Source organism: Amycolatopsis sp. cg9 (assembly GCF_041346945.1).
Classification (GTDB): domain Bacteria; phylum Actinomycetota; class Actinomycetes; order Mycobacteriales; family Pseudonocardiaceae; genus Amycolatopsis.
Window position 1 is genome coordinate 7361028 of sequence record NZ_CP166850.1, and the last position, 23395, is coordinate 7384422.

The window sequence follows — 23395 nt, forward strand, 5'->3', positions numbered from 1 at the left end:
CGGAAAGCCTTGCGCGACGCCGGGATCAGCGCAGCGGCGCGGGCACCGCCGGAATGGCCGCCAATGCCGAGCCGAGCCGGTGGCCGACCGCGAGTCCGACCTGATCGCGCACCTCGGCGAGTTTCGCGACGTCGATTCCGGTCGCGATTCCTTCGCGGTGGAAGAAGTCGACGAGGTCGTCCGTGCCGACGTTGCCGGACGCGCCCGGCGCGAACGGGCAGCCGCCGATCCCGCCCAGCGCCGCGTCGAACCGGCGGATCCCGAGGGAGAGCCCTTCCCACGCGTTGGCCGCCGCGCGGCCGTAGGTGTTGTGCAGGTGCAGGCCGAGCGGGACGTCCGGGAGTTCGTCGCGGACCGCCGAGACGACCGCGCGCAGCTGGCTCGGCCGGGCCGCACCGATCGTGTCGGCGAGGTGCACGACCCGCGCGCCGAGCCGGCCGAGCCGCGCGGCGACGTCGGCGGTCCGGTCCGGGCCGGTGTCGCCGTCGAACGGGCAGACGAAGGCCGTCGCCACCGACGCCTCGATCGCGACCCCCGCCGCGGCGAGCAGTTCGGCGCACCCGGCCAGCCGGTCGAGCGCCGCGGCCGTGGGGACGCCGGCGTTCGCGGTGCTGTGGCCGTCGCTCGCGGAGACGACCAGCCGCACCGACCGGGCGCCGGCGTCGATCGCCTGCCGCGCCCCGCGTTCGGTGAACACGAGGGTGTGCAGGCACGCGGGCGTGTCCGGCAGCAGCGCCCGGAGCACCTCGCCGGTGTCGGCCAGCTGCGGTACCCGGCGCGCGGAGACGAACGAGCCGACCTCCAGCGCGCGGACACCGGCGTCGACCAGCCCGCGGGCGAGCCGGATCTTTTCGTGCGCCGGCACGGTGACGGGCTCGTCCTGCAGCCCGTCGCGCAGCACGACCTCGGTGATGAGGACTTCGGTCACGTCAGATCACTCCGTTCCGGCGAAGTTCGGCGACGGCGTCGCCGGTGATGCCGAGCTCGGCGAGCACGGCTTCGGTGTGCGCGCCGAGGTCCGGCCCGAGCGCGCGGGTGCGTCCCGGCCGTTCGGCCAGGCTGGGCACGATGCCGGGGAAGGTGACCTCGGCCTCGCGGTCTTCGCCGAGGCGCACGCGGTGCCGTTCGTGCATGCCGCGGGCTTCGAAGTGCGGGTCCTTCGCGATGTCCGCGGCGGTCAGGATCGGACCGCTCGGCACGGCCGCGGCCAGCAGCGCGGCTTCGGCGGCTTCCTGGGGGAGCGTGGCCGCCCACGCGCCGATCGCGTCGTCGAGCAGCCCGGCGTGCCGGACGCGCCCGGCGTTGTCCGCCAGCCGCGGGTCGTCCGCGAGGTCGGTGCGGCCGATGGCGTGCATGAGCCGGCGGAAGATCGCGTCGCCGTTGCCGCTGACCACGATGTACTTGCCGTCGGCGCAGCGGTAGGTGTTGGAGGGAGCCACCCCGGGCAGCGCGGAGCCGGCCGGGCCGCGCACGACGCCGTGCGCGTCGAAGTCCGGGAGCAGCGACTCCATCAGGGAGTAGACGGCTTCGTAGAGGGCGACGTCCACGACTTCGCCGGGCCGGGTGCCCGGCTGACGTTCGCGGCGCAGCAACCCCATGAGCGCGCCGATCACCGCGTAGAGGCCCGCGACGGAGTCGGCGAGGCTGACGCCGGCACGGGTGGGTGCCTGGCCGGGGTAGCCGGTGAGCGCGCGCAGGCCGCCGATCGCCTCCGCGACGCCGCCGAAGCCGGGCCGGTCGCGGTACGGGCCGGTCTGGCCGTAGCCGGAGACACGGACGACGACCAGCCGCGGGTTGAGCGCGCGCAGCTCGTCGGGGCCCAGGCCCCAGCGCTCCAGCGTGCCGGGCCGGAAGTTCTCGAGCAGGACGTCGCCGCGGCCGGCCAGCGCGCGGACGATGTCCTGGCCTTCGGGGCGGCGGAGGTCGACGGTCACCGAGCGCTTGTTGCGGCCGAGGGTGCGGAAGAGCAGCGAGGTGTCGCCGCCGTGCAGCCGCCAGCGCCGGAGCTCGTCGCCGGTGCCGGGGCGCTCGACCTTGACGACGTCCGCCCCGAAGTCGGCCAGCAGGCGCCCGGCGGTCGGCGCGGCGATGAAGTTGCCCAGTTCGACCACCCGGAGGCCCGCCAGGGGCCCGGATTGTTCACTCATGCCCGACTCCAAACCACGATGTGAGTTGCTAACCCAGAATACGGGCGTGTGTCGCGGAGTCAACGGGGGCGAGCGTCGCTAGACTGTGCGGCACACCACGGGCACGGGGCGGGGCGATGGCAGAGGAAGAGCGCAGCGGCGGCGGGACCACGCCGGTGCTGGTGCTGCGCAAGTTCAAGCAGATCCTCGAGTCGTTCACGATCGACGACCCGGAGCTGACGCTGCAGCAGATCACCCGGTCCACCGGCCTGCCGGCGAGCACCTGCCAGCGGCTGGTGCACAACCTGGTGCGCGAGGGGTTCCTCGACCGCTACGACGACACCTACCGCGTCGGCCTCGGCCTGGTCCGCTGGGCGGCGCCGGGCACGTTCGGCCTGGACCTGGTCCGGCTGACCCGGCCGGTGCTGCAGCAGCTGCGCGACGAAACGGGCGAGACGGCCTGCCTGTACGTCCGCGACGGCGCCTACCGCACGGTGATCTCCCTGGCGGAATCCCGGCACCCGGTGGTCCGGCTGTTCGTGGTCGGCATGGTGATGCCCCTGCACGCGGGTTCGGCCGGCAAGGTCTTCCTGGCCTGGGACAAGCTCGCGATCAAGGACGCGATCGGCCACGGCCTGGCGCGGTTCACCCCGCGCACGGTGGTGGACATCGACCTGCTGACCGAGCAGCTCGACCAGATCCGGTCGACGGGCTACGCGGTGAGCTTCGAGGAACGCGACCTGGGAGCGGCCTCGCTGAGCGCCCCGGTGTTCGGCCTGAACGGAGAAGTCAGCGCGGCCATCGGCATCGGCGCCCCGACCCAGCGCATGACGGCGGCCGACGTACCCCGCCTGGCCCCGGTCGTGGTGGAGGCGGCGAGGCGAGCCTCGGAGCGGCTCGGGTATCGGCCGGGTGTGGAGCAGGTCGCCGCACTCTGACCAGGCCGGCTGGGGCTGGTCTGCCGGCTTGGCTGCCTGGGCGCAGCTGACCGAACCTGCCCGGCTGTCTCGCGGGCCGGCTTCGCTGAGGTGATCAGCCGGCCGCGCCGGCGAGCTGCCTGGACCGGGCGAGGCTGCCGGCCCCGTCGGCCGGGCCGCTCAGCCTTGTCGGCCGCACCTCCGGCGCGCCAGGCCTTGTCGGCTGAGCTACCGGCCTGGCCCGCCGATACCTCCTCCCCGTCCCTCGTGTCCGGATCCTGGTGCCGACCTGCGATCCGGCGCGGGCTGACACATCCTGTCCCCGTCCCGTGAGTCCTTGACTAGGCCCCTCCCTCCGTCACATTATGAGTCCGCCAACCACATAGTGGCGAAGTCAAAGGAGACGACGGATGGCCCACATCCCCGATACCGCGCCGGACACCGGCACGATCGCGGGCCGGCTCGACCGGCTGCCCATCACCCGCACCCACCGGCGGGCCACCGTCGCCGTCGGGCTCGGGCTGTTCTTCGACTTCTACGAGGTCTTCCTGACCGGCGTGCTCAGCTCGGTGCTCGTCGAAGAGTTCGACCTCACCAAAGCCGAACTCCCGCCGCTGCTCGCCTCGACCTTCGTCGGCATGTTCTTCGGCGCCCTGCTGCTCGGCCGGCTCGCCGACCGGTTCGGGCGGCGCGGCGCGTTCCTCGTGAACCTCGGGCTCTACTCGGTCTTCTCGCTGCTCGGCGCGTTCAGCGGCAGCGCGCTGATGCTGCTGGTCACGCGGTTCTTCGCGGGCATCGGCCTCGGCGCCGAGCCACCGCTGGCCGACACCTACCTGACCGACCTGCTGCCCGCCCGCAAGCGCGGCCGCTTCATCGCCTGGGCCTACACGCTCGCCTTCTGCGGCTTCCCGGTCGTCGGCTTCCTCGCCCGCGGCCTGACCGACCACGAAGTCCTCGGCGTCGCCGGCTGGCGCTGGCTGTTCGTGATCGGCGCGCTCGGCGCGGGCGCGGTCTTCCTGCTGCGCCGCGGCCTGCCCGAATCGCCGCGCTGGCTGGACTCCGTCGGCCGCACCGAGGAGGCCGAGCACCTGGTCGCCGGCATGGAAGCCGAAGCCCGCGGCACCACCGTCGAGACGCCGGCCCCGCGGCGCGGTGTCACCCGCAAGCGCGCCGCCGCGCCGGTGCGCGAGCTTTTCGCTCCCGCGCTGCGGCGGCGGACCTGGATGATGGTCGTCTTCCACATCCTGCAGACCCTCGGCTACTACGGCTTCGGCACGCTGGTCCCGCTCGTCCTCGCCGCCAAGGGGTACGCCGTCTCGCAGTCGCTGCTGTTCGCCGCGCTGACCTACCTCGGCTACCCGGTCGGCTCCGCGCTGTCCCTGCCGATCGTGGAACGCGTCGAGCGCAAGTACCTCGTGGTCGGGTCGGTACTGGCGATGGCGGTGTTCGGCATCGCGTTCGGCTACGCGGGCTCGATGGCGCTGATCCTGGTGTTCGGCTTCCTCTACACCGCGACCAGCAACCTCTTCTCGAACGCCTACCACATCTACCAGGCCGAAATCTTCCCCACGGCCTTGCGCTCGACGGCGTCCAGCGGCACCTACTCGCTCTCGCGCCTGGCCAGCGGCGCGATGCCGTTCGTCCTGGTCCCGCTGCTGAACTCGAACGGCCCGACGACGCTGTTCCTGGTCGTCGCCGGCGCGCTCGTGGTGGTCGCGGCCGACATCGCGGTTCTCGGCCCGCGCACCACCGGACGGCGGCTGGAGAACGTCAACGGCGCCGCGTGATCCTCAAGAAGCGCGCTTCTGCCCGAGGAGGCCGCGCCGCAGGGTGGTGAGGGCCCGGTGCTGGGCGACGCGGACCGCGCCGGCGCTGGCGAGGCCGACCGCGGCGGCCGTCTCCTCCGCCGTCAGCCCGAGGATGATCCGCAGCACCAGGATTTCGCGCTGCCGCGGCGGGAGCGTGTCGAGCAGGCCGGACGACCAGTCGAGCGCGGCCGAGCGTTCGACCTCTTCGCCGGTCGGGTCGCCGCCGGTCCCGCGGTCGGTGGGCAGTTCGGCGACCGGGCTGGTGCGGTCGCGCGCCCGGCGGCGGTGGAAGTCCGAAACCTTGTGCGAGGCGATGCCGAAGACGAACGCCAGGAAGCTGTCGGCCTCGTAGCGGTAGCCGGGCAGCGCGTTGACGATCGCGAGGAGCACGTCCTGCGCGCAGTCCTCGGCGTCGGACGAACCGTCCTGCCAGGTGCGGAGCCGGCCGAGGCAGTAGCGGAACACCGGCGGCCGCAAGGTGCGCAGCAGTCCGGCCACGGCGGCCCGGTCGCCCCGGATCGCCGACCGGACGACGGCCGGGTCGAGGGTGAACGTCGCCGGGGGAGCGGACGCGCCCTCGGCGGAGTGCGGCGACATCGGCCTCACCTTTCCCACACTCAGCGTCACGGATGATCACGACGCTAAGTCACTCCGCGTGGCCGCCGCACCGGCCGGGCGGCCGCTGCGGCCCGGGTCTTCCGGCCCTGGCGCGCACCGCCCGGGTGTGCCGCCGGGGTCTCGCGGCGGTGGCCGGGCCGAACGGCCCTACCGGGGTGCCCGGGCCACCGATCACGCTGGTGGCCGGGCATTTTCACAGGAGAAACACAGGGACGCGATGGTGGACGACGTGGGCTTCGGGCTCTTGCTGGACCGGCAGCAATGCCTGGCGCTGCTGCGGACGGCGAGCCTCGGCCGGGTGATCTTCACCCACCGGGCGATGCCGGCGGTCCGCCCGGTCCGCTTCACGGTCGTCGAGGACGCCGTGGTCTTCGCCGTCCCGGCCGCCAGTCCCCTCTACGCGGGCGCGCGCGACGCCGTCGTCGCGTTCGAAGCCGACGAATACGCCGACGACCTCGGGGCCGGCTGGTACGTCAGCCTGCTCGGGCGGGCCACCGAGTCCGGCGCGGTCGACATCGCCTGCCCGTGCCCCGGCCCGGTCCCGGTGGGGCACCGGTTCCTGCGGATCCCGGCCGAATCGATCAGCGGGCACCGGCTCGCCTGCCACGCCCAGTAACGAACCCGCTCCGCCGATCGACCCACCGGATGGACGAACCGGATTGGGCCGACACGGGCAGTCTTCTGTGGCACCCTTGACGGCCCGGGAGTGGCCCGGGATTCGGGCGGAGCCAGCGGGGTCGACGGGAAGTGACGGACGAAATCAGCATGCCGGCGATCCTCGCGGCGGTGGGCGGCATCGCCCGCGAGCTCGAGCTGCCGTCGTTGCTGGAGCGGGCGGTCACGACGATGTGCGAACTGGTGGGCGCCCCGCGCGGCCGGCTGGAGCTGGCGGAGAACGGCGTCGCCCGGTACGGCGGCGAGCCCGGTGCCGGCGCGGTCGAGGTGCCGGTCCGCGCCGGGCCGCAGGAGTTCGGGACCCTGGTGGTCGAGCCCGGGGCCGGCGGGTTTACGCGGCGCGAACGGGAAGTGCTGGGCGCGCTCGCCGCGGCGACCGGGATGGCCGTCGAGAAGGCGCTGCTCGTCGACCAGATGCGCCGCCGCGAACGCTGGCTCGAAGCCTCCTACGACGTCACCGGCGCGCTGCTCGCGGCCCAGGACCTGCACGCCACGCTCCGGCTGATCGCCGAACGCGCCCGCATCGTCGCCGGGGGAACGGCGGGCGCGATCGCGCGCCCGGCCGGGCCGGGGCAGCTGGTGTTCGACGTCGTGGAGCCCCCGGGCGACGACGCCGACCGGCTCACCGGGCTGACCGTCCCCACCGAAGGCACCGCCACCGGCGTCGCGTTCGCGACCCGCCGCCCGGTCGTCGTGCGCGACTACGGCGAGCGCGTCCAGGAAGAGCAGCGCGACCGCGCGGGGCCGATGCCGGCGATGATCAAGGACCTCGACTCGGCGATCTCGGTGCCGCTGCTGGTCGGCGAGGACACCCTCGGCGTGCTGGTGGTCGCGAAGTTCCGCGACAAGTCGCCGTTCACCGACTCCGACGTCCAGCTGGCCGAGACCTTCGCCGGGCACGCCGCGCTCGCCGTCGAGTTCTCCCGCGCGCAGGAGGCGCGGCAGCAGCTCGCGGTGTTCGAGGACCGCGACCGGATCGCCCGCGACCTGCACGACCTGGTCATCCAGCGGCTGTTCGCGACCGGACTCGGCCTCGAAGGCGTGAGCAGGCTGATCGCCGACCCGGCGGTCGCCGCGCGCGTGGCCGGGTTCGCCCAGGACCTCGACGGCACCATCCGCGAGATCCGCAACAGCATCTTTTCGCTGCAGGCGCCCGCGCAGGCGCACGGCAGCCTCCGCGCGGAGCTGCTGCGGGTGGCGGTGGACGCCCGCGACACGCTGGGTTTCGAGCCCCGCGTCGGGTTCGACGGGCCGCTGGACGCCGCGGTGCCCGACGCGGTCCGCACCGACCTGATCGCGTCGCTGCGCGAAGCGCTGACGAACGTCGCGCGGCACGCCGGGGCGACGTCGTCGTCGGTCGACGTCACCGTGGACGGGCTGGGCCGCCGGCTGACCCTGGCCGTGCGCGACGACGGGACGGGCCCGCCGCCGGAGCGGGATCGCGTCAGCGGGCTCGCCAACCTGGCCGCGCGGGCGGCCCGGTGGGGCGGGACGTGTGTGCTGGTGGCCGCCGCCGGCGGCGGCGCCCGGCTGGAATGGACCGCCGAGCTGCCGGCGCGGGCCGGCGAGCAGGGGAGTGGACGATGACGATCTCGGTGTTCCTGCTCGACGACCACGAGCTGGTCCGGACCGGGCTGAAGACCGTCTTCGAGGCCGAAGCGGACATCGAAGTGGTCGGCGAGGCGGCGACGGCGGCCGAGGCCCTGGTGCGGATCCCGCAGGCGCGCCCGGACGTCGCGATCCTCGACGTCCGGCTGCCGGACGGGCAGGGCGTCGAGGTGTGCCGCGAGATCCGGTCCACTGTGGAGCCGCCGCCCGCGTGCCTGATGCTGACGTCCTATTCGGACGACGACGCGCTGTTCGGCGCGATCATGGCGGGCGCGGCGGGCTACATGCTGAAGCAGGTCTCCGGCCGGTCCCTGATCGACGCCGTCCGCACGGTCGCCGGCGGCGGCTCGCTGCTGGACGCCACGCTCACCGCGTCGGTGATGAACAAGCTGCGCGGCGAGAACGTGGCCACCGCGGACCCGCGCTACGAGCAGCTGAGTCCCCAGGAACGCCGGGTGCTCGACCTGGTCGCGGAGGGCCTGACCAACCGCCAGATCGCCGAGCGGCTGTTCCTGGCGGAGAAGACGGTGAAGAACTACGTGTCGTCGGTGCTGCACAAGCTCGGCGTCGAGCGGCGCACGTCGGCGGCGGTCTACATGTCCGAGCGGCGCGCCGGTCCGGGACGATCGGGCTGAATCCGGGACCGATCGGACGAAACCGGTGGGGCGTTCGACGTATCCAGCGGCCGATGCGGTACACCTGTCGGGGGACGCACAGATCGGTGTGCGCGGTGGAGGGGACGGCATGTCGGGGTTGTCGAGCGGGGACTACGTCGCGCAGCAGATCCGGGCACTCGCGCAAGCGGTGCGCCGGGAAGGAGCGGGAGGGGTCGGCACGCGCAGCTTCCAGCTCGCGGAGCACCTGGCCGCGGAGGGTGGCGTCCACCGCGGCGACATCATGACCGCGACGGCGACCCTCCTGGCCATGACGGCCTGGTGCGACGGCGAAGTCGAGGCGGCGCGCCGGTTCGCGGAGCTGGCCGGCGAGAACGACGAAGACTCCCGGGAACTGGTCACCCACCTGCTGCGGCTGGAGGCCGGCGCGGACCAGGGGTGGCTGCCGCAGGAGCAGGTGGAGGCGCTGCTCGAATACGCGCGCAAGGCCCGCCGCGGGGATCTGGTGCAGCGGGTGCGGGCGATCGCGGGCGCTTCGCGCGGCGGACGGCACCGGCGGGCGGACTAGGCCCGGCGGATCGTGCGGCCGCCAGGGAAGCCGCCCGTCAGCCGCTGACCCCGGTCAGCGCGAAGAACTCCTGCCGGGTCTTGGGTTCCTCGCGCAGCAGGCCGTGCAGCGACGAGGTGACCGTCAGCGCGCCGGTCGCCCGGACCCCGCGCAGCGACATGCACAGGTGCTCGGCTTCGATCACCACACCGACGCCCTTCGGCGAGAGGTGTTCCTGCAGCCAGTCCGCGACCTGCTTGGTCAGCCGCTCCTGCACCTGCAGGTCGCGCGCGAACAGCTCGACGACGCGGGCGAGCTTCGACAGGCCGAGGATCCGGTCGCCGGGCAGGTAACCGACGTGCGCGACGCCGCGGAAGGGCAGCATGTGGTGCTCGCACAGCGACTGCACCGGGATGCTCTTGGCCAGCACGAGTTCGTCGTAGCCCTCGTCGTTGGGGAACGTCGTCAGCTGGAAGTCGCGCGGCCGCAGCATTTCCGCGTAGGCGTGGGCGACCCGGCGTGGCGTGTCGCCCAGGTGCACCGACGTCGGGTCCTTGCCGAGCGCCCGCAGCAGATCGGCGACCGCGCGCTCCGCCGCGTGCAGGTCGACGGCGTCGCGGTCGTGGACGACACCGAGGTGCCGCAGCGGAACGGGTTCGACGCTCACGGGCGTGCCTCCTTCTAAAATCAATTCGAGCCGACGTTAGAAGCTCGTCCCGCTTTTCGTCAAGAGTTTTGTGTTTTAGAATGCGGCGATGCACGAACCCCAGGCCGGTGCGCTGGCCGCGGTCGCGGCACTCGACGAGCCGACCCGGCGCCGGCTGTACGAGTACGTCGTCCGCCAGCCGGTACCGGTGAGCCGCGACGACGTCGCCACCGCCCTCAGCGTGCCTCGCGCGACCGTCGCGTTCCACCTCGACCGCCTGGTGGACGCGCGGCTGCTGGCGGTCGGCCACGAACGCCGCACCGGCCGCACCGGCCCGGGCGCCGGCCGGCCCGCGAAGCTGTACCGGCGGTCCGACCGGCAGGTGAGCGTCTCCCTGCCGGAACGCCAGTACGAACTGGCCGGTCAGCTGCTCGCGACGGCGGTGGAGGAAGCCGGCGAAACCGGCGGCTCGGCCCGCGAAATCCTGACCCGGCGGGCCCGCGAACGGGGCGCGGACCTCGCCCGCGGCGCCCCGGACATCCTGGGCACGCTGGAAGAACACGGCTTCGAGCCCCGCGCCGACGGCGACCGGGTCCTGCTGGGCAACTGCCCGTTCCATCAGCTCGCCCGGACCCACCGGCGGCTGGTCTGCGAGATGAACCTCGCCCTGGTCGAAGGCCTGCTCGCCGGGGTGGGCGACCGCCGCCTGCGCGCACGGCCCGAACCGGGGCCGGGGCTCTGCTGCGTGCGCCTCGAGCCGGCCTAGCGCGGGAGGAAGGGGAGGACGAAGAGGAGGCCGCCGAAGCCGACGAGCGCGGCCGAGACGACGCGGTGCAGGTGCCGGGCGGGAAGCCGGCGCGCCAAGCGTGCGCCGAGCAGCACACCGGCCGCGGACAGGACGCCGAGGACGCTGCCGAGTCCGAAGTGGACGGAGCCGTGGGCGGTGTAGCCGAGCGTCGCGAACCCGACGAGCGGAAGCTGCACCAGCTGCCCGGCGGCGACGGTGGTCAGCACGGGAACACCCAGGGCGAGCAGGACGGGGACGAGGAGCACGGGACCGCCGGTACCGGTGAGCGCCGACCCGAACCCGACGAAGGCTCCGACGGCGACCGCCCCGGCCGGGGGCAGCTCATGGCGCCGGCCGGGCGGCGAGCCGGGCTCGGCTGGTGGTGCTTGGCGCGGCGGCCCGGGCTCCTGGGGTGGGGCGGCTTTGGCCGGCGGGCCGGACTCGGCCGGTGGTGCTTCGGGCGGCGGGTTGGGCTCGGCCCGCCGGGGTTGGGTCAGCGGTCCGGTCTCGGGAGGCTGTGGGCGGGACTCGGCTGGCGGGCCGGGTTCGGCCGGTCGGGGGTGGGTTGGCGGGTCGGGCTCGGGAGGTGGCGGGCTGGGCTCGGCCGGTCGTGCTCGGCGCGGCGAGTCGGCCTCTGCCGGTGGCGCTCGGTCCGCCTGCCGGGGCTCGGCCGGTGGCGCCTGAGTGAGCGCCCCGCCCGCAGCATCCCGCCGCCCGCGCGGCCGTCCCCACAGGTTGAACGCTCCCGAGCCTGCCGTGAGCGTCGCCAGCAGCAGCCACAGCGCCGTTGCCGGGACCGTGCCGTTCACCCACGCCCCCGCGGCCGCCGCCGGGGCTGCGCCGAGGGTGAGGTGGGCGCCGAAGCGCCAGGGCATTGCCCGGCTGCGGGCGTAGGCGGCGGTGCCGGCCAGGCCGGTGAACAGGAAGCACCAGCTGCTGGTGCCCGCCGCCGCGTGGATGTCGAGGCCGGTCAGCCAGGAGAGGGCGGGGGGCAGCAGGACTCCGCCGATGCCGACGACCCCGATGCAGATCCCCACCGGGATCGCGAGGAGCAGGACGGCGATCACGTCCGCCGACCGTAGCCGCACCCCGGTGCCGGGGCACGGTGAACGGCCGTCGCGGTGGGGAAAGCCGCTCGGCCGGTCCTGACCCGGCGCGGGAGGCCCGGTGCGCGCCGATTCGGCGGTACCGTCTCGGACGTGGGGACGCGGCACGACGGGGAAGGGGCCAGGGTGGTGGACCGGGCGAAGGCGGGGGAGCAGACGAGGGTGCCGGCACCCGGGCCGCGGCAGCCGAGCCTGGCCGATGTCGCCGGCATGGCCGGGGTCTCGCACATGACCGTTTCGCGCGTGGTCAACGAGAGCGGGCCGGTGCGCCCGGAGACCCGCGAGCGGGTCCTCGCCGCGGTGCAGAAGCTCGGCTACCGGCCCAACACGGCCGCGCGGACCCTGGTCACCGGCCGGTCCGGCACGCTCGGCGTGGTCGCGCTGGAGTCGAACCTCTACGGACCGGCGAGCACGTTGTACGGCATCGAAAACGCGGCGCGCGAGGCCGGTTACGGCGTCGCGATCTGCAGCGTGACCCGGCCCGGCCGGACGTCGATCGGCGACGCGGTCGAAAGCCTGCGCCGCCAGGCGGTCGAAGGCATCGTGGTGATCGCCCCGCACGTGACGGCGGGCCGCGCGCTGGCGGCGGCCCCGTCGGACATCCCGCTGGTGGCCGTCGGCGGCGGTGAGTCGGCGCCGGTCCCGGTGCTCTCGGTCGACCAGTACGACGGCGCCCGCCGCGCCACCGAGCACCTGCTCGCCTTGGGGCACCGGACGGTCTGGCACCTCGCCGGCCCGGAGGACTGGCTCGAGGCCCGCGACCGCGAGCGCGGCTGGCGGGAGACGCTGGAGGCGCGCGGCCTGCGGGTCCCGGCGCTCGTGCGCGGCGACTGGAGCCCGCGCTCGGGCTACGAAGCCGGGCGGGCGCTGGCCGGGAAGCGGGGGCTCAAGGCGGTGTTCTCGGCGAACGACCAGATGGCGCTGGGGCTGCTGCGGGCGTTCACCGAGGCCGGCATCCGGGTGCCGGAGGACGTGCACGTCGCCGGCTTCGACGACGTCCCCGAGGCGGCGTACTTTTCCCCGCCGCTGACGACGGTCCGCCAGGACTTCATCGAGGTCGGGCGCCGCACCTTCGGCCTGCTGGAGGAGCGGATGGCGGGCGGCGACGCCGGGGCCCGGCACCTGGTGCCCGCCGAGCTGATCGTGCGGGAGAGCACCGGCCCGCGCTGAACCGCCTTGAATGACTCATTCAGGACCGCCGAAGACCTGAATGAGTCATTCAAGACATCCGGCGCGGAGTGTTAGCGCTAACACTACCTCGGCACTGATCCATCTCGGTGTTGTATCTTGACCAGTTCTGTGTGATCGGCAAAGGATCGTGTTCGATTCTGGTCCCCCGCCGTGCCAGGAGGTCCCGCATGCGCCGCGCCCGGACGTTGTTCGCCGCCCTGTTCGCGTTCGTCTTCGCGGTCGCCGGGGTGACCGTCCCGCACGCCGCGGCCGCACCACCGAAACCCGGCCACACCGTCACCTACGACGGCTACTCCTTCCTCGTCGACGGGCAGCGGACCTACCTCTGGTCCGGCGAGTTCCACTCCTACCGCCTCCCCAGCCCGGACCTGTGGCTCGACATCTTCCAGAAGATGAAGGCCGCCGGCTTCAACTCGACCTCCCTCTACTTCGACTGGGGCTACCACTCGCCGCGCCAAGGGGTCTACGACTTCAGTGGCGTCCGGGACCTCGACAAGCTCCTCGACGTGGCCCAGCAAGCCGGGCTCTACGTCATCGCGCGGCCCGGTCCGTACATCAACGCCGAGGTCGACGGCGGCGGCTTCCCGACCTGGCTGTCCACCACCCCCGGCCACACCCGCAGCGCCGACCCGGCCTACCTGAAGTACTCGGACGAGTGGCAGACGCAGATCGACCGGATCATCGCCCGCCACCAGCTCACGAACGGCACCGGCAGCGTCCTCGCCTACCAGGTCGAAAACGAGTACTACAACGGCAACGCCGACGGCCGCGCGTACCTGAAGCACCTCGAGGACAAGGCCCGCGCCGACGGGATCACCGTCCCGCTGGTCGGCAACAACAACGGCACCTTCAACGCCGGGGAGGCCGCGCTCGACGTCGACGCCGCCGACTCCTACCCGCAGGGCTTCGACTGCTCCAACCCGACGCGGTGGAACGGCGTCCCCGACATCAGCTACGACCACGTCCCCGGCAAGCCGCTGATCACCGCCGAGTTCCAGGGCGGCGCCTTCGATCCCTGGGGCGGCCCGGGCTACGAGAAGTGCGCCCAGCTGATCAACGACCAGTTCGCGAACGTCTTCTACAAGCAGAACATCGCCGTGGGTGCGACCGGCCAGAGCTTCTACATGCTGCACGGCGGCACCTCGTGGGGCTGGAGCGCGATCCCGCAGAACTACACCTCCTACGACTACGGCGCCGCGATCACCGAAGGCCGCCAGTTCGACCCGAAGTACGCCGAGGACAAGCTGATCGGCTACTTCACCCAGTCCGTCGCGCCGCTGACCAAGACCGACGGGCTGGTCGCCGCCCCGCTCACCGATCCGGCGCTCACCGACACCGCCCGGATCAACCCCGACACCCGCACGCAGTTCCACACCCTGCGGCACACCGATTCGACGTCGACCGCCACGAACACCACGAGCCTCGCGCTCGACCTCGCCGCGCACGCCGGCTACACCTACGACGACCGGGCGGCCGAGGTCGGCTACACCGGCACCTGGAGCCACGTCGGGCCGGAGGTGAACTACACCGGCGGCGACTACCAGCACACGGAGTCCTTTTCGGAGGTCACCGGCGACAGCGTCAGCATCCCCTTCACCGGCACCGGGATCCGCTGGGTGACGTCGAAGGACCCGAGCCACGGCATCGCCGACGTCTATCTCGACGGATCCAAAGTGGACACCGTCGACCTCTACGCGGTGAGCAAGCAGAACCAGGTCACCGGCTACCAGGTCCGGGACCTGCCCGCCGGGGCGCACACGCTGAAGATCGCCGTCACCGGGCAGAAGAACGTCAAGGCGACCGGCCCGTTCGTCGTGGTCGACGCCGTCGACCTCCTGGCGGGCAGCGCCGACTACTACCCGGTTGTGCCGCAGCAGCCGGGCACCGGCACCACGCTGAACGGCCGCCAGTCGAAGATCCTCGTCGCCGGCTACGACTTCGGGCAGACCAGGATGCAGTACTCGACGTCGGAGATCATGACGTCCGCGGCCATCGGCGGCCGGGACGTCGCCGTCCTCTACGGTGACCACGGCGGGCCGGGGGAGACGGTCCTGCGGTTCGCGAAGCAGCCGGCCGTGCAGGTCCTCGGCGGCGCCGCGACGTCCACTTGGGACGCTGCCCGCGGCGACCTGCGGCTGAACTACACCCACGACGGCCTGACCCGCGTGCTCGTCACCGCGCCCGGCGCGCGCCCGCTGCTCCTGCTGCTCGCGGACAAGGCGACGGCGGCGACGTTCTGGCGCCAGGACACCGCGGTGGGGCCGGTCCTGGTCCGCGGCACCGACCTGGTGCGGACCGCGGCCGCGCGGAACGGCACCCTCGCCCTCACCGGCGACACCGGGACCGACGGCGCCTTCGAGGTCTTCGGCACGGCGAAGTCGTTGCTGTGGAACGGTTCCCCGGTCCCGGCGAAGCCGACTTCGAGCGGCAGCCTCACCGGCACCGCGCCGACCGCGCAGCCAGTGACGCTGCCCGCCCTGACCGGGTGGAAGCACCAGCAGGAGTCGCCCGAGAGCCGGCCCGGGTTCGACGACTCGGCGTGGCCGGTGGCGGACAAGGAAACCACCAACAGCTCGACCGCGCTCGGCACGAAACCGGTGCTGTTCGCCGACGACTACGGCTTCCACACCGGCAACACCTGGTACCGCGGCCGGTTCACCGGCGACGGGAAGCAGACCGGGATCACCCTGTCGAGCCAGAGCGGCGGCCCGGCGGGCGCCTTCTCGGCGTGGCTCAACGGTGTCTTCCTCGGCAGCTCGAAGGACCCGCAGCACACGTTCCCCTTCCCGGCGGGCACCTTGCGCACGGGCGAGAACGAGATCTCCGTCCTGACGGTGAACATGGGCCACGAGGAGGACTACGGCGCGAACAACGGCAACAAGGCCGCCCGGGGCCTGACCTCCGCCCGGCTCACCGGAGCGCCGCTGACGTCGGTCACCTGGCGGCTGCAGGGCGTCCGCGGCGGCGAGACCGGGCTCGACCCGGTCCGCGGCCCGCTCAACACCGGCGGCCTCTACGGCGAGCGCGCGGGCTGGTCCCTGCCCGGTTTCCCCGACGGGAACTGGACACCGGCGGCCCTGCCCGCGACGGACACGACCCCCGGCGTCTCGTGGTACCGCACCACCGCGGACCTGGATTTGCCGCGCGGCCAGGACACCTCGCTCGGCCTGACCATCACCGACGACCCCGCGCGGCAGTACCGCGCACTGATCTTCGTGAACGGCTGGCAGCTCGGCCAGTACGTCGACTACCTCGGGCCGCAGCACAGCTTCCCGATCCCGAACGGCGTGCTGAACCCCAACGGGCACAACACGATCGCCGTCGCGGTGTGGAACCTCGACGGCAGCACCGGCGGTCTTGGGAAGATCGCCTGGACGAACTACGGCAGCCACCGCTCGCCGCTGACCGTCCGGCCGAACGCCTCGCCCGGGTACGACCCCGCGCGGTACGCGATGCCGCCGGCACCGACCGCCGGCGTGTCGCTGACCGCACCGGACACGGCGTCGGGCGGGCAGCCCTTCACCGCGTCCGCGACCGTCCGGGTCCCGGCGGGCGCGCCGCCGGCGTTCGACGTCAAGCCCGCGCTCACCGTCCCCGCCGGGTGGACGGCCGGTCCCGCGGCACCGGCCTCGGCCGCGCGGATCGACGGCGGCGGTTCGGCCACGTTCACCTGGACCGTGACCCCGCCGTCCACAGTGGACACCGCAGCGCTTAAGGTCGCGGTGGCGTACCGGCAGGCGGGACACCCGGGCTCGGTGACCGGGGAACGGATCGTCGGCGCGGTGCCGCCCGCGCCACCCGCCGGCCAGGTCGCGGCCAGCTCACTGCCGTTCCTCACCGCGACGAACGGCTGGGGTCCGGTGGAGCGCGACACGAGCAACGGCGAGGCGAGCGCGGGCGACGGCAAGCCGATGACCATCGGCGGGGTGGCGTACGCGAAGGGGCTCGGCGTCCACGCGGCGAGCGACGTCCAGCTCTACCTGGCGGGTGCGTGCACCCGGCTGACGGCTTCGGCCGGGGTGGACGGCGAAACCGGCACCGCGGGCAGCGTCGCCTTCAGCGTGTCGGTGGACGGCACGACCCGCGTCACGACGCCGGTGGTCCGCGGCGGCCAGGCCGCGGTGCCGGTCGACGTCGACGTCACCGGGGCCCAGGTCCTGGACCTGCTGGTGAGCGACGGCGGGGACGGCAACGGCAACGACCACGCCGACTGGGCGCTGCCGACGCTCACCTGCGCTACGCCGCCTGCCGGGTGACGTCGGGGAGCGGGCGCACGAGGAACGTCGCCCGCACCTCCCCGCGTTCCCGCCACAGGTGGTGGAGCGCCAGGCCGAAGATGATCGAGCCCACGACGTTCGCGGCGAAGTGCCACCAGACGCGGTAGGTGGTCAGGCCCGGGCCCGGGTCGACGAGCCCGAAGAACGTCGACAGCCCGATCGCCCGGGAGCCGAACGCCACCGACAGCGTGAGGACGAGGTGCTCGAGCCCGTGCAGACCCTGCATCCACACGCCCATCTTCGCCCAGCGGCGGGCGCGGGTCTTCAGCGCCCGCCGCGTGATCACCATGACGCCGGCCAGCCCGGCCAGGAAGATGAAGTTGCCGGTCAGGTGCAGCAGCTCCATCCCGAACGTCGGCCGGTCCGGCAGGACCAGCTGCAGGCCGTCGGCGAGCGCGGTGCCCCACGGCGTCATCCACGCGGGCGAGTTCGGGTGGCCGAGCCAGTAGCCGACCTGGGCGATGTGCTCCTGGACGTGCCCGAGCTGCCCGAGCACGCCGATGCCGATCACCGCCGCCGAGCCGCGGTACACCCACGGCCGGACCGGCCCGCGGTTCGCGTACGCCAGGACACCGACCGCCGCCCACATGGCCACAGCCCAGCCGGCGATCAGGATCGCCCCCGCGATGTCCCAGCCCGACGTTCCCGTCATCGGCATGTCCATGACCGCCTCCTGTCGCCGGGACCGAGCCTAACGCCGCCGCGGGGCGGGGAACGTCTTCCGGTGTGCGCGGCCGGCGGGGACAAACCGTTACAGGACAACGGGTTTCGCTCAAGTCAGGACAAGTCGGACGGCGAGTGCGGTGATCACCGCGCTCGACGCCAGCGCCGTCACCAGCCGCCCGCGGCGGCCGGTGAGGACCCGGCCCAGCAGCGCGCCGCCGCCCGCGAGGAGGGTTTGCCAGCTCGCCGAGGCGGCGAACGCGGCGAGCACGAACACCCCTTGGCCGAGGACCGGGGCCGGCGTCCCGGCCCGGCCGCCGACCACCAAGGCGGCGAAGTAGACGACGGTCGCCGGGTTGACGAGCGTGATGCCGAGCAGGCCGGCGTACGCGCGGCCGGGCGTTAGCGGGGTCACGGGCCGTTCGGTGGGGTCGCGGTGCGACCGCAGGGCCAGCACGGCCCCGCGCACCGCCAGCACGGCGAGGATCCCCGCCGAGACCAGCCGCAGCGGCCCGGCCACCGGCGTGACGACGCTCGCGATCGCGGCGCCGCCGAGCACCGCGACCAGCGCGTACACCCCGTCGGCCGTGGCGACGCCGAGGGCGGCCGCGAGCCCGGTGCCGAGCGAGGTGCGGGCGGTGAGCGCGACCAGGTAGGTGCCGACCGCGCCGACCGGGATCGCGATGCCGTAGCCGGCCACCAGGCCGTCGAGCAGCGCGGTGGTCACAGCGCGGGCGGGCTCGGCCTCCGGGGGCCACTCTGCTGCCGGACCGGCGCGGTGGTCGCGGCGGTCGGCAGGAGCGGCGTGCGGCGGGAAGTCATGCGCCGATGGTGGAGCCGCCGCCCCGGCCGGGCAACCGGTTTTCCAGCCGGTGCGTCCCGGGCGGCTGTGCTTCAATCGGCCGGGGAGCGGGACGTCGAGGCGAGAGAGGGCTTTCACGATGCGGGTCGACCTGAGCGGGAAGACGGCACTGGTCACCGGGTCCACCCAGGGCATCGGCTCGGCGATCGCGGCGGGTCTCGCGGCCGCGGGTGCCCGCGTCGCGATCAACGGCCGGAGCGAAACCGGGGTCCGGAAGGCCATCGCGCGGCTGCGCGAAGACCTGCCGGACGCGGACTTCCTCCCGGCGCCGGGCGACGTCTCGGAGGAGGCGGGCGCCGCGCAGGTGGTCGAGGAGGTGCCGGACGCCGACATCCTGGTCAACAACCTCGGCATCTTCGGCGCGCAGGAACCGCTGGACATCACCGACGCCGACTGGCGCCGCTACTTCGAGGTCAACGTCCTGGCCGCGGTGCGGCTGACCCGCGCGTACCTGCCGGGGATGACCGAACGCGGCTGGGGCCGGATCCAGTACATCGCCAGCGATTCCGCGATCGTGATCCCGGCCGAGATGATCCACTATGGAGTGTCGAAGACGGCGCTGCTCGGCGTCTCCCGCGGGTTCGCCAAGCACGCGGCGGGGACCGGCGTCACCGTCAACGCGGTGATCGCCGGGCCGACGCACACCGGCGGCGTCGAAGACTTCGTCCACGAGCTGGTCGGCACGGACCTGCCGTGGGACGAGGCGCAGCGCGAGTTCATGACGCGGTACCGGCCGCAGTCGTTGCTGCAGCGGCTGATCGAGCCTGAGGAGATCGCGCACCTGGTGGTGTACTTGAGTTCTCCGTTCGCTTCGGCCACGACCGGGGCGGCCGTGCGCGTCGACGGCGGGTACGTCGACTCGATCGTGCCGTGAGGCCCGTTCCCGCCCAGGAGCACGGGGGAACCCCGGGAGGGAACGGGGGATTCGGAGCCGGGGGTTTCTCCGCACCGGCACTACGTACAACGAGCCGGCCGGGCTGGTGTTCCGGTGCGCGGGGGTGACGTGCGTCGCCCGGGGTACCCCGCGCAGGGGTCGCCCGGACGAGCGCGCCGGGTGTCGTGATCGGCCCGCGTGGTTCATGATCGACTCCATGGACCACATCGAGACACCGGCGAAACCCGCCCGCGGCCTGCATCGGGTGCTCCTCGTGGCGGCGGCGGGCGCCCTGATCGCCGCCGCCGCGTGGGTGGCCCTCTGGCTGGCCATGCACCTCTGAGGGGAGGACTACGGGGTGACCGGGACGTTCGTCAGGCCCGACTTGGCGTTCGTCACGGTGTTCGACGCGTACACCACGTTCGGGTTCGCCGCGCACTTCGACACCGAGCTGATCTTGATCGCGTAGGCGCCGGCCCCGCCGAGGTCGGACTTGTTGTTGCGCCAGACGTTCCCGCAGCCGTTGTCGAACGACGGGCTCGTGCTGGTGTTGTGGTTCTCGTAGCCGTTGGCGAACACGCCGGGCGAGGAGAAGGTGCCCGTGTTGTCCTCGATCGTGTAGCCGATGCCCTTGACGTCGATCCAGGAGTCGGCGGAGTTCTCGCCGCTGATCCCGCGCCCGTCGAAGGTGTTGCCGCGGATCAGCCCGCTGAAGGTGCCTTCCTTGACGTCGATCGGCTCGGCCGCGATGAACGGGCCGATGTGGTTGTCCAGCACCTGGATCCGGTCGCCGCGGTCGACGCCGCCGGAATTGCCGTGGCAGCCCCAGTTCGAGTTGGCCGAGCCGAGGTAGACGCCCTCGCCGTAGCCGGGCTGCCCGAGCCCGGTGTAGGTGATCGTGGAGTTCTTCAGCACGCTGTCGGCCGACGACCGGCGGAAGTGGATCGCCTCTTCGTCGACGTGGTGCACGGTGACGCCGTCGATGGTGGTGTGCGGCGAATCGTCGACGACGATGCCCTTCTTGGACTCCTGGACCGTGAACCCGGTCAGGTTCCAGTACGGCGCGCCCGAGAGCCACAGGCCGTAGCCGGAATCCCAGCCCGCGGTGGGCGCGGGGCAGTCGGGCGCGTCACCGGACGGTCCGTCGTTGATCAGGACGGCGTTCGACGGCCCCGAAAGGGTGATGGGCTTCGCCGCCGTGCCCGGCTTCGTCGTGACGAAGGAGCCGCGGTAGGTGCCGGCCGCCAGCTTGATCGCCTGCCCCGGCGCCGCGTTCGCCAGCGCGGCCTGCAGCTGCGCGGCCGTCGCGACGTTCACGGTGTCGCCGCTCGGTGGGGGAGTGGTCGTCGTGACCGGCGGCGGGGTGGTGGTGGGCGTCGTCGGCGTGGTGGTGACCTGGCCGCCACCGGTGCACGCGGCGCCGTTCACCGTGCACCCGGCCGGCGACCCCGCGCCCGAGACGGTGAAGCCGAAGCTCGCGGTGGCGCCGGGGGCGACCGTGCCGTTGAACCCGGCGTTCGTGAACTTGTAGTGCTGCCCGGTCTGCGCCTTCACCGAGCTCCACGAGCTGGTCACCGCCGAGCCGGCGGGCAGGTCGAACTCGACCGTCCAGCCGGTGGCGGGCGTGTCGCCGCGGTTGGCGATCGTGTAACCGCCGCCGTAGCCGCCGGTCCAGACCGACGTCTGGGTGAAGGTGGCGGAGAGGTTCGCCGCGGCCGCCCGCGCGGTCACCCCGCCGGTCAGGGCGAGGGCGACCGCGGCGGCGGAAACGGTGGCGGCACCGAGGAAAACGGCACTTCGTGGGGACACCGATGGCCTCCGGAAAAGGGACAGCGGAGGTGTTGCGGCGTACACCCGGACGTTCCCTTTATAGGCGACCCCCGCGACGTGCGTCAATGGGCTGAACTACGGTCATGGATGTGAACGGCTAGCCGGTGACGCTCGGCGCGCCGGTCTCGAGGTGCCCGCTGAACCGGCGCAGGAACTTCGGGTCGGCGTCGAGGGTGGCCGACAGGTCGTACCAGCCGGACCCGTACGCGACCGGGTTCCAGTCGTCGGTCACCGTCTGCCCGGCGGCGAGGGGGTAGGTCCACGGCCCGTCGGTGCGGTAGTGGTTCGCGGTGATCGTGAGCTTGACCGCCGTCGTCCCGGAGTTGCGCATGGTCAGCCGCAGCTTGTTCTCGGCGGTGTAGCCGCCGAGGACGTCGACGCCCGCGCCGGCGCTGTTCGCGTCCCCGGCCAGCACCCAGCGGAAGCGGTTGGGCCCGTGCACCGCCACGCCGTACTTGCCGCCGCCGTAGAGCTGGATCCGCCAGGTGTCGCTGACCTGCGCCCCGGGCGCGACGTCGTAGGGCCACGGGCCGTCGGTCTGGCCGTCATTGCGGTAGGCCAGCAGCTGCACGGCCGCGGTGCCCTGGTTGGCGAACGTCGTGGTGAGGATCTTGCGGTCGGCGCTCAGCGACGTCGTGACCAGAGGCCGGTAGGGGAGCGCTCGGGCGGGCCGGGTCCCCGGCTCCTGGACCGGGACCTGCTGCTTGCCGGTCGCGGGCGGCGCGGGTTTCGGCAGCTTCTTCTGGGTGTCGTCGGCCTGCTTGCGCAGCGCCGCGGTGTCCGGCAGCAGCGGGATCTGCGTGGCCGGTGTGCCGAAGTCGAAGCACGTCATGAGGTCACCGCAGAGCGCCCGGCGCCACGCGCTGATGTTCGGCTCGGCGACGCCGGTCCAGCGTTCCAGGAACCGGAGCACCGAGGTGTGGTCGGTGACCTCGGAGCTGACCCAGCCGCCGCGGCTCCACGGCGAGATGACCGTCATCGGCACGCGCGCGCCGAGGCCGATCGGCTGGCCGCCGATGTACTCCCCGGTGGTGCCCGGTGGCGCGATCGGCGGGGCGACGTGGTCGAAGAACCCGTCGTTCTCGTCGTAGTTGATGAGGACCACGGTGGACTCCCACAGCTTCGGGTTGGCCCACAACGCGTTCAGCACGGTCTGGGTGTACGCGGCACCGTCGACCGGCCGGGCTTCGGGGTGCTCGCAGTAGCCGTAGGGCGCGACGATCCAGGACACCGCCGGCAGCGAGCCGCTCGCGCAGTCGGCCTTGAATTCGGCGAGGACGTGGTCGACGTCCTTGCCCTGCCCCGAATCCGGTCCCCAGGTCTTGAACACGCTGGCCCGCTTGGACAGTTCGCTGGCGTAGTCCTGGTGGTAGGCCTGGAAGAGCCAGAGGGGGTTGTCGCCGTAGTCGCCGACGAAAGAGTCGCTCGCGTCGCCGACCTCCTTGTTGGCGTAGACCTTCCACGAAACCCCGTGCTGCTGGAGGCGTTCCGGGTAGGTCGTCCAGCGGAAGACCGGCCGGTAGTCGGCGGGGTTGTAGTTCGCCGGCCCGCCCGCCTGGCCCGCGGCGTCGATGGTGCCGGTGAACAGGTAGAGCCGGTTGGGCGTGGTCGGGCCCTGGACCGAGCAGAAGTAGTGGTCGCAGACGGTGAACGCGTCGGCGAGCGCGCGGTGGAACGGGATGTCGCCCTGGTCGAAGTAGCCCATGGTCATCTCGCCCTTGGCGGGGATCCAGGCGTTGTTGGCGCCGCCGGCGATCGCCTGGTGCTGGTCGGCCCAGCCGTGCCCGAGGTCGCCGAGGTCCTGACCGTCCACTTTGGTGGTGTCCACCCGGAACGGCAGCAGGTACTTCCCGTCGGTGCGCCCGGAATCGGGCTGGTGGAAGACGTCCTGGCCGTTCGGCTGGACGATCGCGGACCGGTCGCCGTAGCCGCGGACGCCCCGCATCGTGCCGTAGTAGTGGTCGAACGAACGGTTCTCCTGCATGAGGACCACGACGTGCTCGACGTCGGAGAGGCTGCCGGTGGCGCGGGGTTCGGCGAGGGCCTCGGCCATGCCGGGCGGCAAGGCGCCGAGGGCGCCGGCGGCGGCTACCCCGCCGAGGAAACTGCGTCGGGTGAGCTTGAGCGGATCGGCCATCACGGGAGCCTCCAGGGGACCTCGGCGGGGCGGCGCGCCCAGCGTAAGTGATCGAAGGTGCGCGAAAACACCGACGTTCGGACGTAATCGCGCAACCCCGCATTCACCG

20 protein-coding genes are annotated in these 23395 nt (G+C 72.9%); 11 read left to right on the forward strand and 9 right to left on the reverse strand.

Going from position 1 to position 23395, the window contains the following annotated elements:
- Positions 1–25: 25 nt before the first annotated feature.
- Both AB5J73_RS34290 and AB5J73_RS34295 read right to left on the reverse strand, forming a co-directional pair.
- A complete protein-coding gene (locus tag AB5J73_RS34290; RefSeq protein ID WP_370962941.1) occupies positions 26–928 on the reverse strand; it encodes a hydroxymethylglutaryl-CoA lyase in 903 nt (300 codons plus the stop codon).
- Between the two features lies 1 nt (position 929).
- The gene (locus tag AB5J73_RS34295) at positions 930–2147 is read right to left on the reverse strand and encodes a CaiB/BaiF CoA transferase family protein (RefSeq protein ID WP_370962942.1); all 1218 of its coding nucleotides are present in this window, start codon (positions 2145–2147) and stop codon (positions 930–932) included.
- Between the two features lie 116 nt (positions 2148–2263).
- Between AB5J73_RS34295 and AB5J73_RS34300 the strand changes: the two genes are divergently transcribed.
- Positions 2264–3064: an IclR family transcriptional regulator gene (locus AB5J73_RS34300; RefSeq protein ID WP_370962943.1), complete on the forward strand. Its 801-nt coding sequence runs from the start codon at positions 2264–2266 to the stop codon at positions 3062–3064.
- 389 nt (positions 3065–3453) lie between these two features.
- Positions 3454–4830, forward strand: coding sequence for an MFS transporter (locus AB5J73_RS34305; protein ID WP_370962945.1), 1377 nt, complete (start codon positions 3454–3456; stop codon positions 4828–4830).
- Positions 4831–4833: 3 nt separating this feature from the next.
- Here the strand turns inward: AB5J73_RS34305 and AB5J73_RS34310 are convergent, their stop codons facing one another.
- Positions 4834–5448: a sigma-70 family RNA polymerase sigma factor gene (locus AB5J73_RS34310; RefSeq protein ID WP_370962946.1), complete on the reverse strand. Its 615-nt coding sequence runs from the start codon at positions 5446–5448 to the stop codon at positions 4834–4836.
- Between the two features lie 238 nt (positions 5449–5686).
- On the opposite strand from AB5J73_RS34310, the gene AB5J73_RS34315 reads away from it, so the two are divergent.
- From AB5J73_RS34315 to AB5J73_RS34330, 4 genes are all read left to right on the forward strand, one after another.
- Entirely contained in the window at positions 5687–6085 is a 399-nt protein-coding gene (locus AB5J73_RS34315) for a pyridoxamine 5'-phosphate oxidase family protein (protein ID WP_370962948.1), read from the forward strand.
- Between the two features lie 149 nt (positions 6086–6234).
- A complete protein-coding gene (locus AB5J73_RS34320) occupies positions 6235–7731 on the forward strand; it encodes a GAF domain-containing sensor histidine kinase (protein ID WP_370973419.1) in 1497 nt (498 codons plus the stop codon).
- Positions 7728–8387: a response regulator gene (locus tag AB5J73_RS34325; RefSeq protein ID WP_370962949.1), complete on the forward strand. Its 660-nt coding sequence runs from the start codon at positions 7728–7730 to the stop codon at positions 8385–8387. Before AB5J73_RS34320 ends, AB5J73_RS34325 begins: the two co-directional genes overlap by 4 nt.
- A 109-nt stretch (positions 8388–8496) precedes the next feature.
- A complete protein-coding gene (locus AB5J73_RS34330) occupies positions 8497–8934 on the forward strand; it encodes a hypothetical protein (protein ID WP_370962950.1) in 438 nt (145 codons plus the stop codon).
- 37 nt (positions 8935–8971) lie between these two features.
- Here AB5J73_RS34330 and folE read toward each other — a convergent pair whose 3' ends face one another.
- The gene (folE, locus tag AB5J73_RS34335; protein WP_370962951.1) at positions 8972–9580 is read right to left on the reverse strand and encodes a GTP cyclohydrolase I FolE; all 609 of its coding nucleotides are present in this window, start codon (positions 9578–9580) and stop codon (positions 8972–8974) included.
- Positions 9581–9668: 88 nt separating this feature from the next.
- Here folE and AB5J73_RS34340 point away from each other — a divergent pair, with 88 nt between their 5' ends.
- Positions 9669–10325 (forward strand): helix-turn-helix transcriptional regulator, encoded by a 657-nt coding sequence (locus AB5J73_RS34340; RefSeq protein WP_370962952.1) that lies wholly within the window; start codon positions 9669–9671, stop codon positions 10323–10325.
- Here AB5J73_RS34340 and AB5J73_RS34345 read toward each other — a convergent pair.
- The gene (locus AB5J73_RS34345; protein WP_370962953.1) at positions 10322–11413 is read right to left on the reverse strand and encodes a TSUP family transporter; all 1092 of its coding nucleotides are present in this window, start codon (positions 11411–11413) and stop codon (positions 10322–10324) included. The two genes, AB5J73_RS34340 and AB5J73_RS34345, sit on opposite strands and share 4 nt — an antisense overlap.
- Positions 11414–11578: 165 nt before the next feature.
- Between AB5J73_RS34345 and AB5J73_RS34350 the strand changes: the two genes are divergently transcribed.
- Both AB5J73_RS34350 and AB5J73_RS34355 read left to right on the forward strand, forming a co-directional pair.
- Positions 11579–12622: a LacI family DNA-binding transcriptional regulator gene (locus AB5J73_RS34350; RefSeq protein ID WP_370973421.1), complete on the forward strand. Its 1044-nt coding sequence runs from the start codon at positions 11579–11581 to the stop codon at positions 12620–12622.
- Positions 12623–12810: 188 nt separating this feature from the next.
- Positions 12811–16899 carry a beta-galactosidase gene (locus AB5J73_RS34355; protein ID WP_370962954.1) on the forward strand — a complete coding sequence of 1363 codons (4089 nt, stop codon included), beginning with the start codon at positions 12811–12813 and terminating at the stop codon, positions 16897–16899.
- Here the strand turns inward: AB5J73_RS34355 and AB5J73_RS34360 are convergent.
- Positions 16880–17584 carry a DUF6008 family protein gene (locus AB5J73_RS34360; protein WP_370962955.1) on the reverse strand — a complete coding sequence of 235 codons (705 nt, stop codon included), beginning with the start codon at positions 17582–17584 and terminating at the stop codon, positions 16880–16882. The genes AB5J73_RS34355 and AB5J73_RS34360 overlap by 20 nt on opposite strands.
- Before the next feature lie 108 nt (positions 17585–17692).
- On the reverse strand, positions 17693–18310 hold the full coding sequence (locus AB5J73_RS34365) for a LysE/ArgO family amino acid transporter (RefSeq protein WP_370962956.1): 618 nt from the start codon (positions 18308–18310) through the stop codon (positions 17693–17695).
- A gap of 214 nt (positions 18311–18524) precedes the next feature.
- Between AB5J73_RS34365 and AB5J73_RS34370 the strand changes: the two genes are divergently transcribed.
- Together AB5J73_RS34370 and AB5J73_RS34375 are read left to right on the forward strand one after the other, a co-directional pair.
- Complete coding sequence (locus AB5J73_RS34370) at positions 18525–19319, forward strand: SDR family NAD(P)-dependent oxidoreductase (protein WP_370962958.1); 795 nt, start codon at positions 18525–18527, stop codon at positions 19317–19319.
- Between the two features lie 217 nt (positions 19320–19536).
- Positions 19537–19662, forward strand: coding sequence for a hypothetical protein (locus tag AB5J73_RS34375; protein ID WP_370962959.1), 126 nt, complete (start codon positions 19537–19539; stop codon positions 19660–19662).
- 8 nt (positions 19663–19670) lie between these two features.
- Here the strand turns inward: AB5J73_RS34375 and AB5J73_RS34380 are convergent, their stop codons facing one another.
- Together AB5J73_RS34380 and AB5J73_RS34385 are read right to left on the reverse strand one after the other, a co-directional pair.
- On the reverse strand, positions 19671–21128 hold the full coding sequence (locus tag AB5J73_RS34380; protein ID WP_370962960.1) for a cellulose binding domain-containing protein: 1458 nt from the start codon (positions 21126–21128) through the stop codon (positions 19671–19673).
- Between the two features lie 118 nt (positions 21129–21246).
- Complete coding sequence (locus AB5J73_RS34385; protein WP_370962961.1) at positions 21247–23286, reverse strand: phosphocholine-specific phospholipase C; 2040 nt, start codon at positions 23284–23286, stop codon at positions 21247–21249.
- Positions 23287–23395 lie beyond the last annotated feature (109 nt).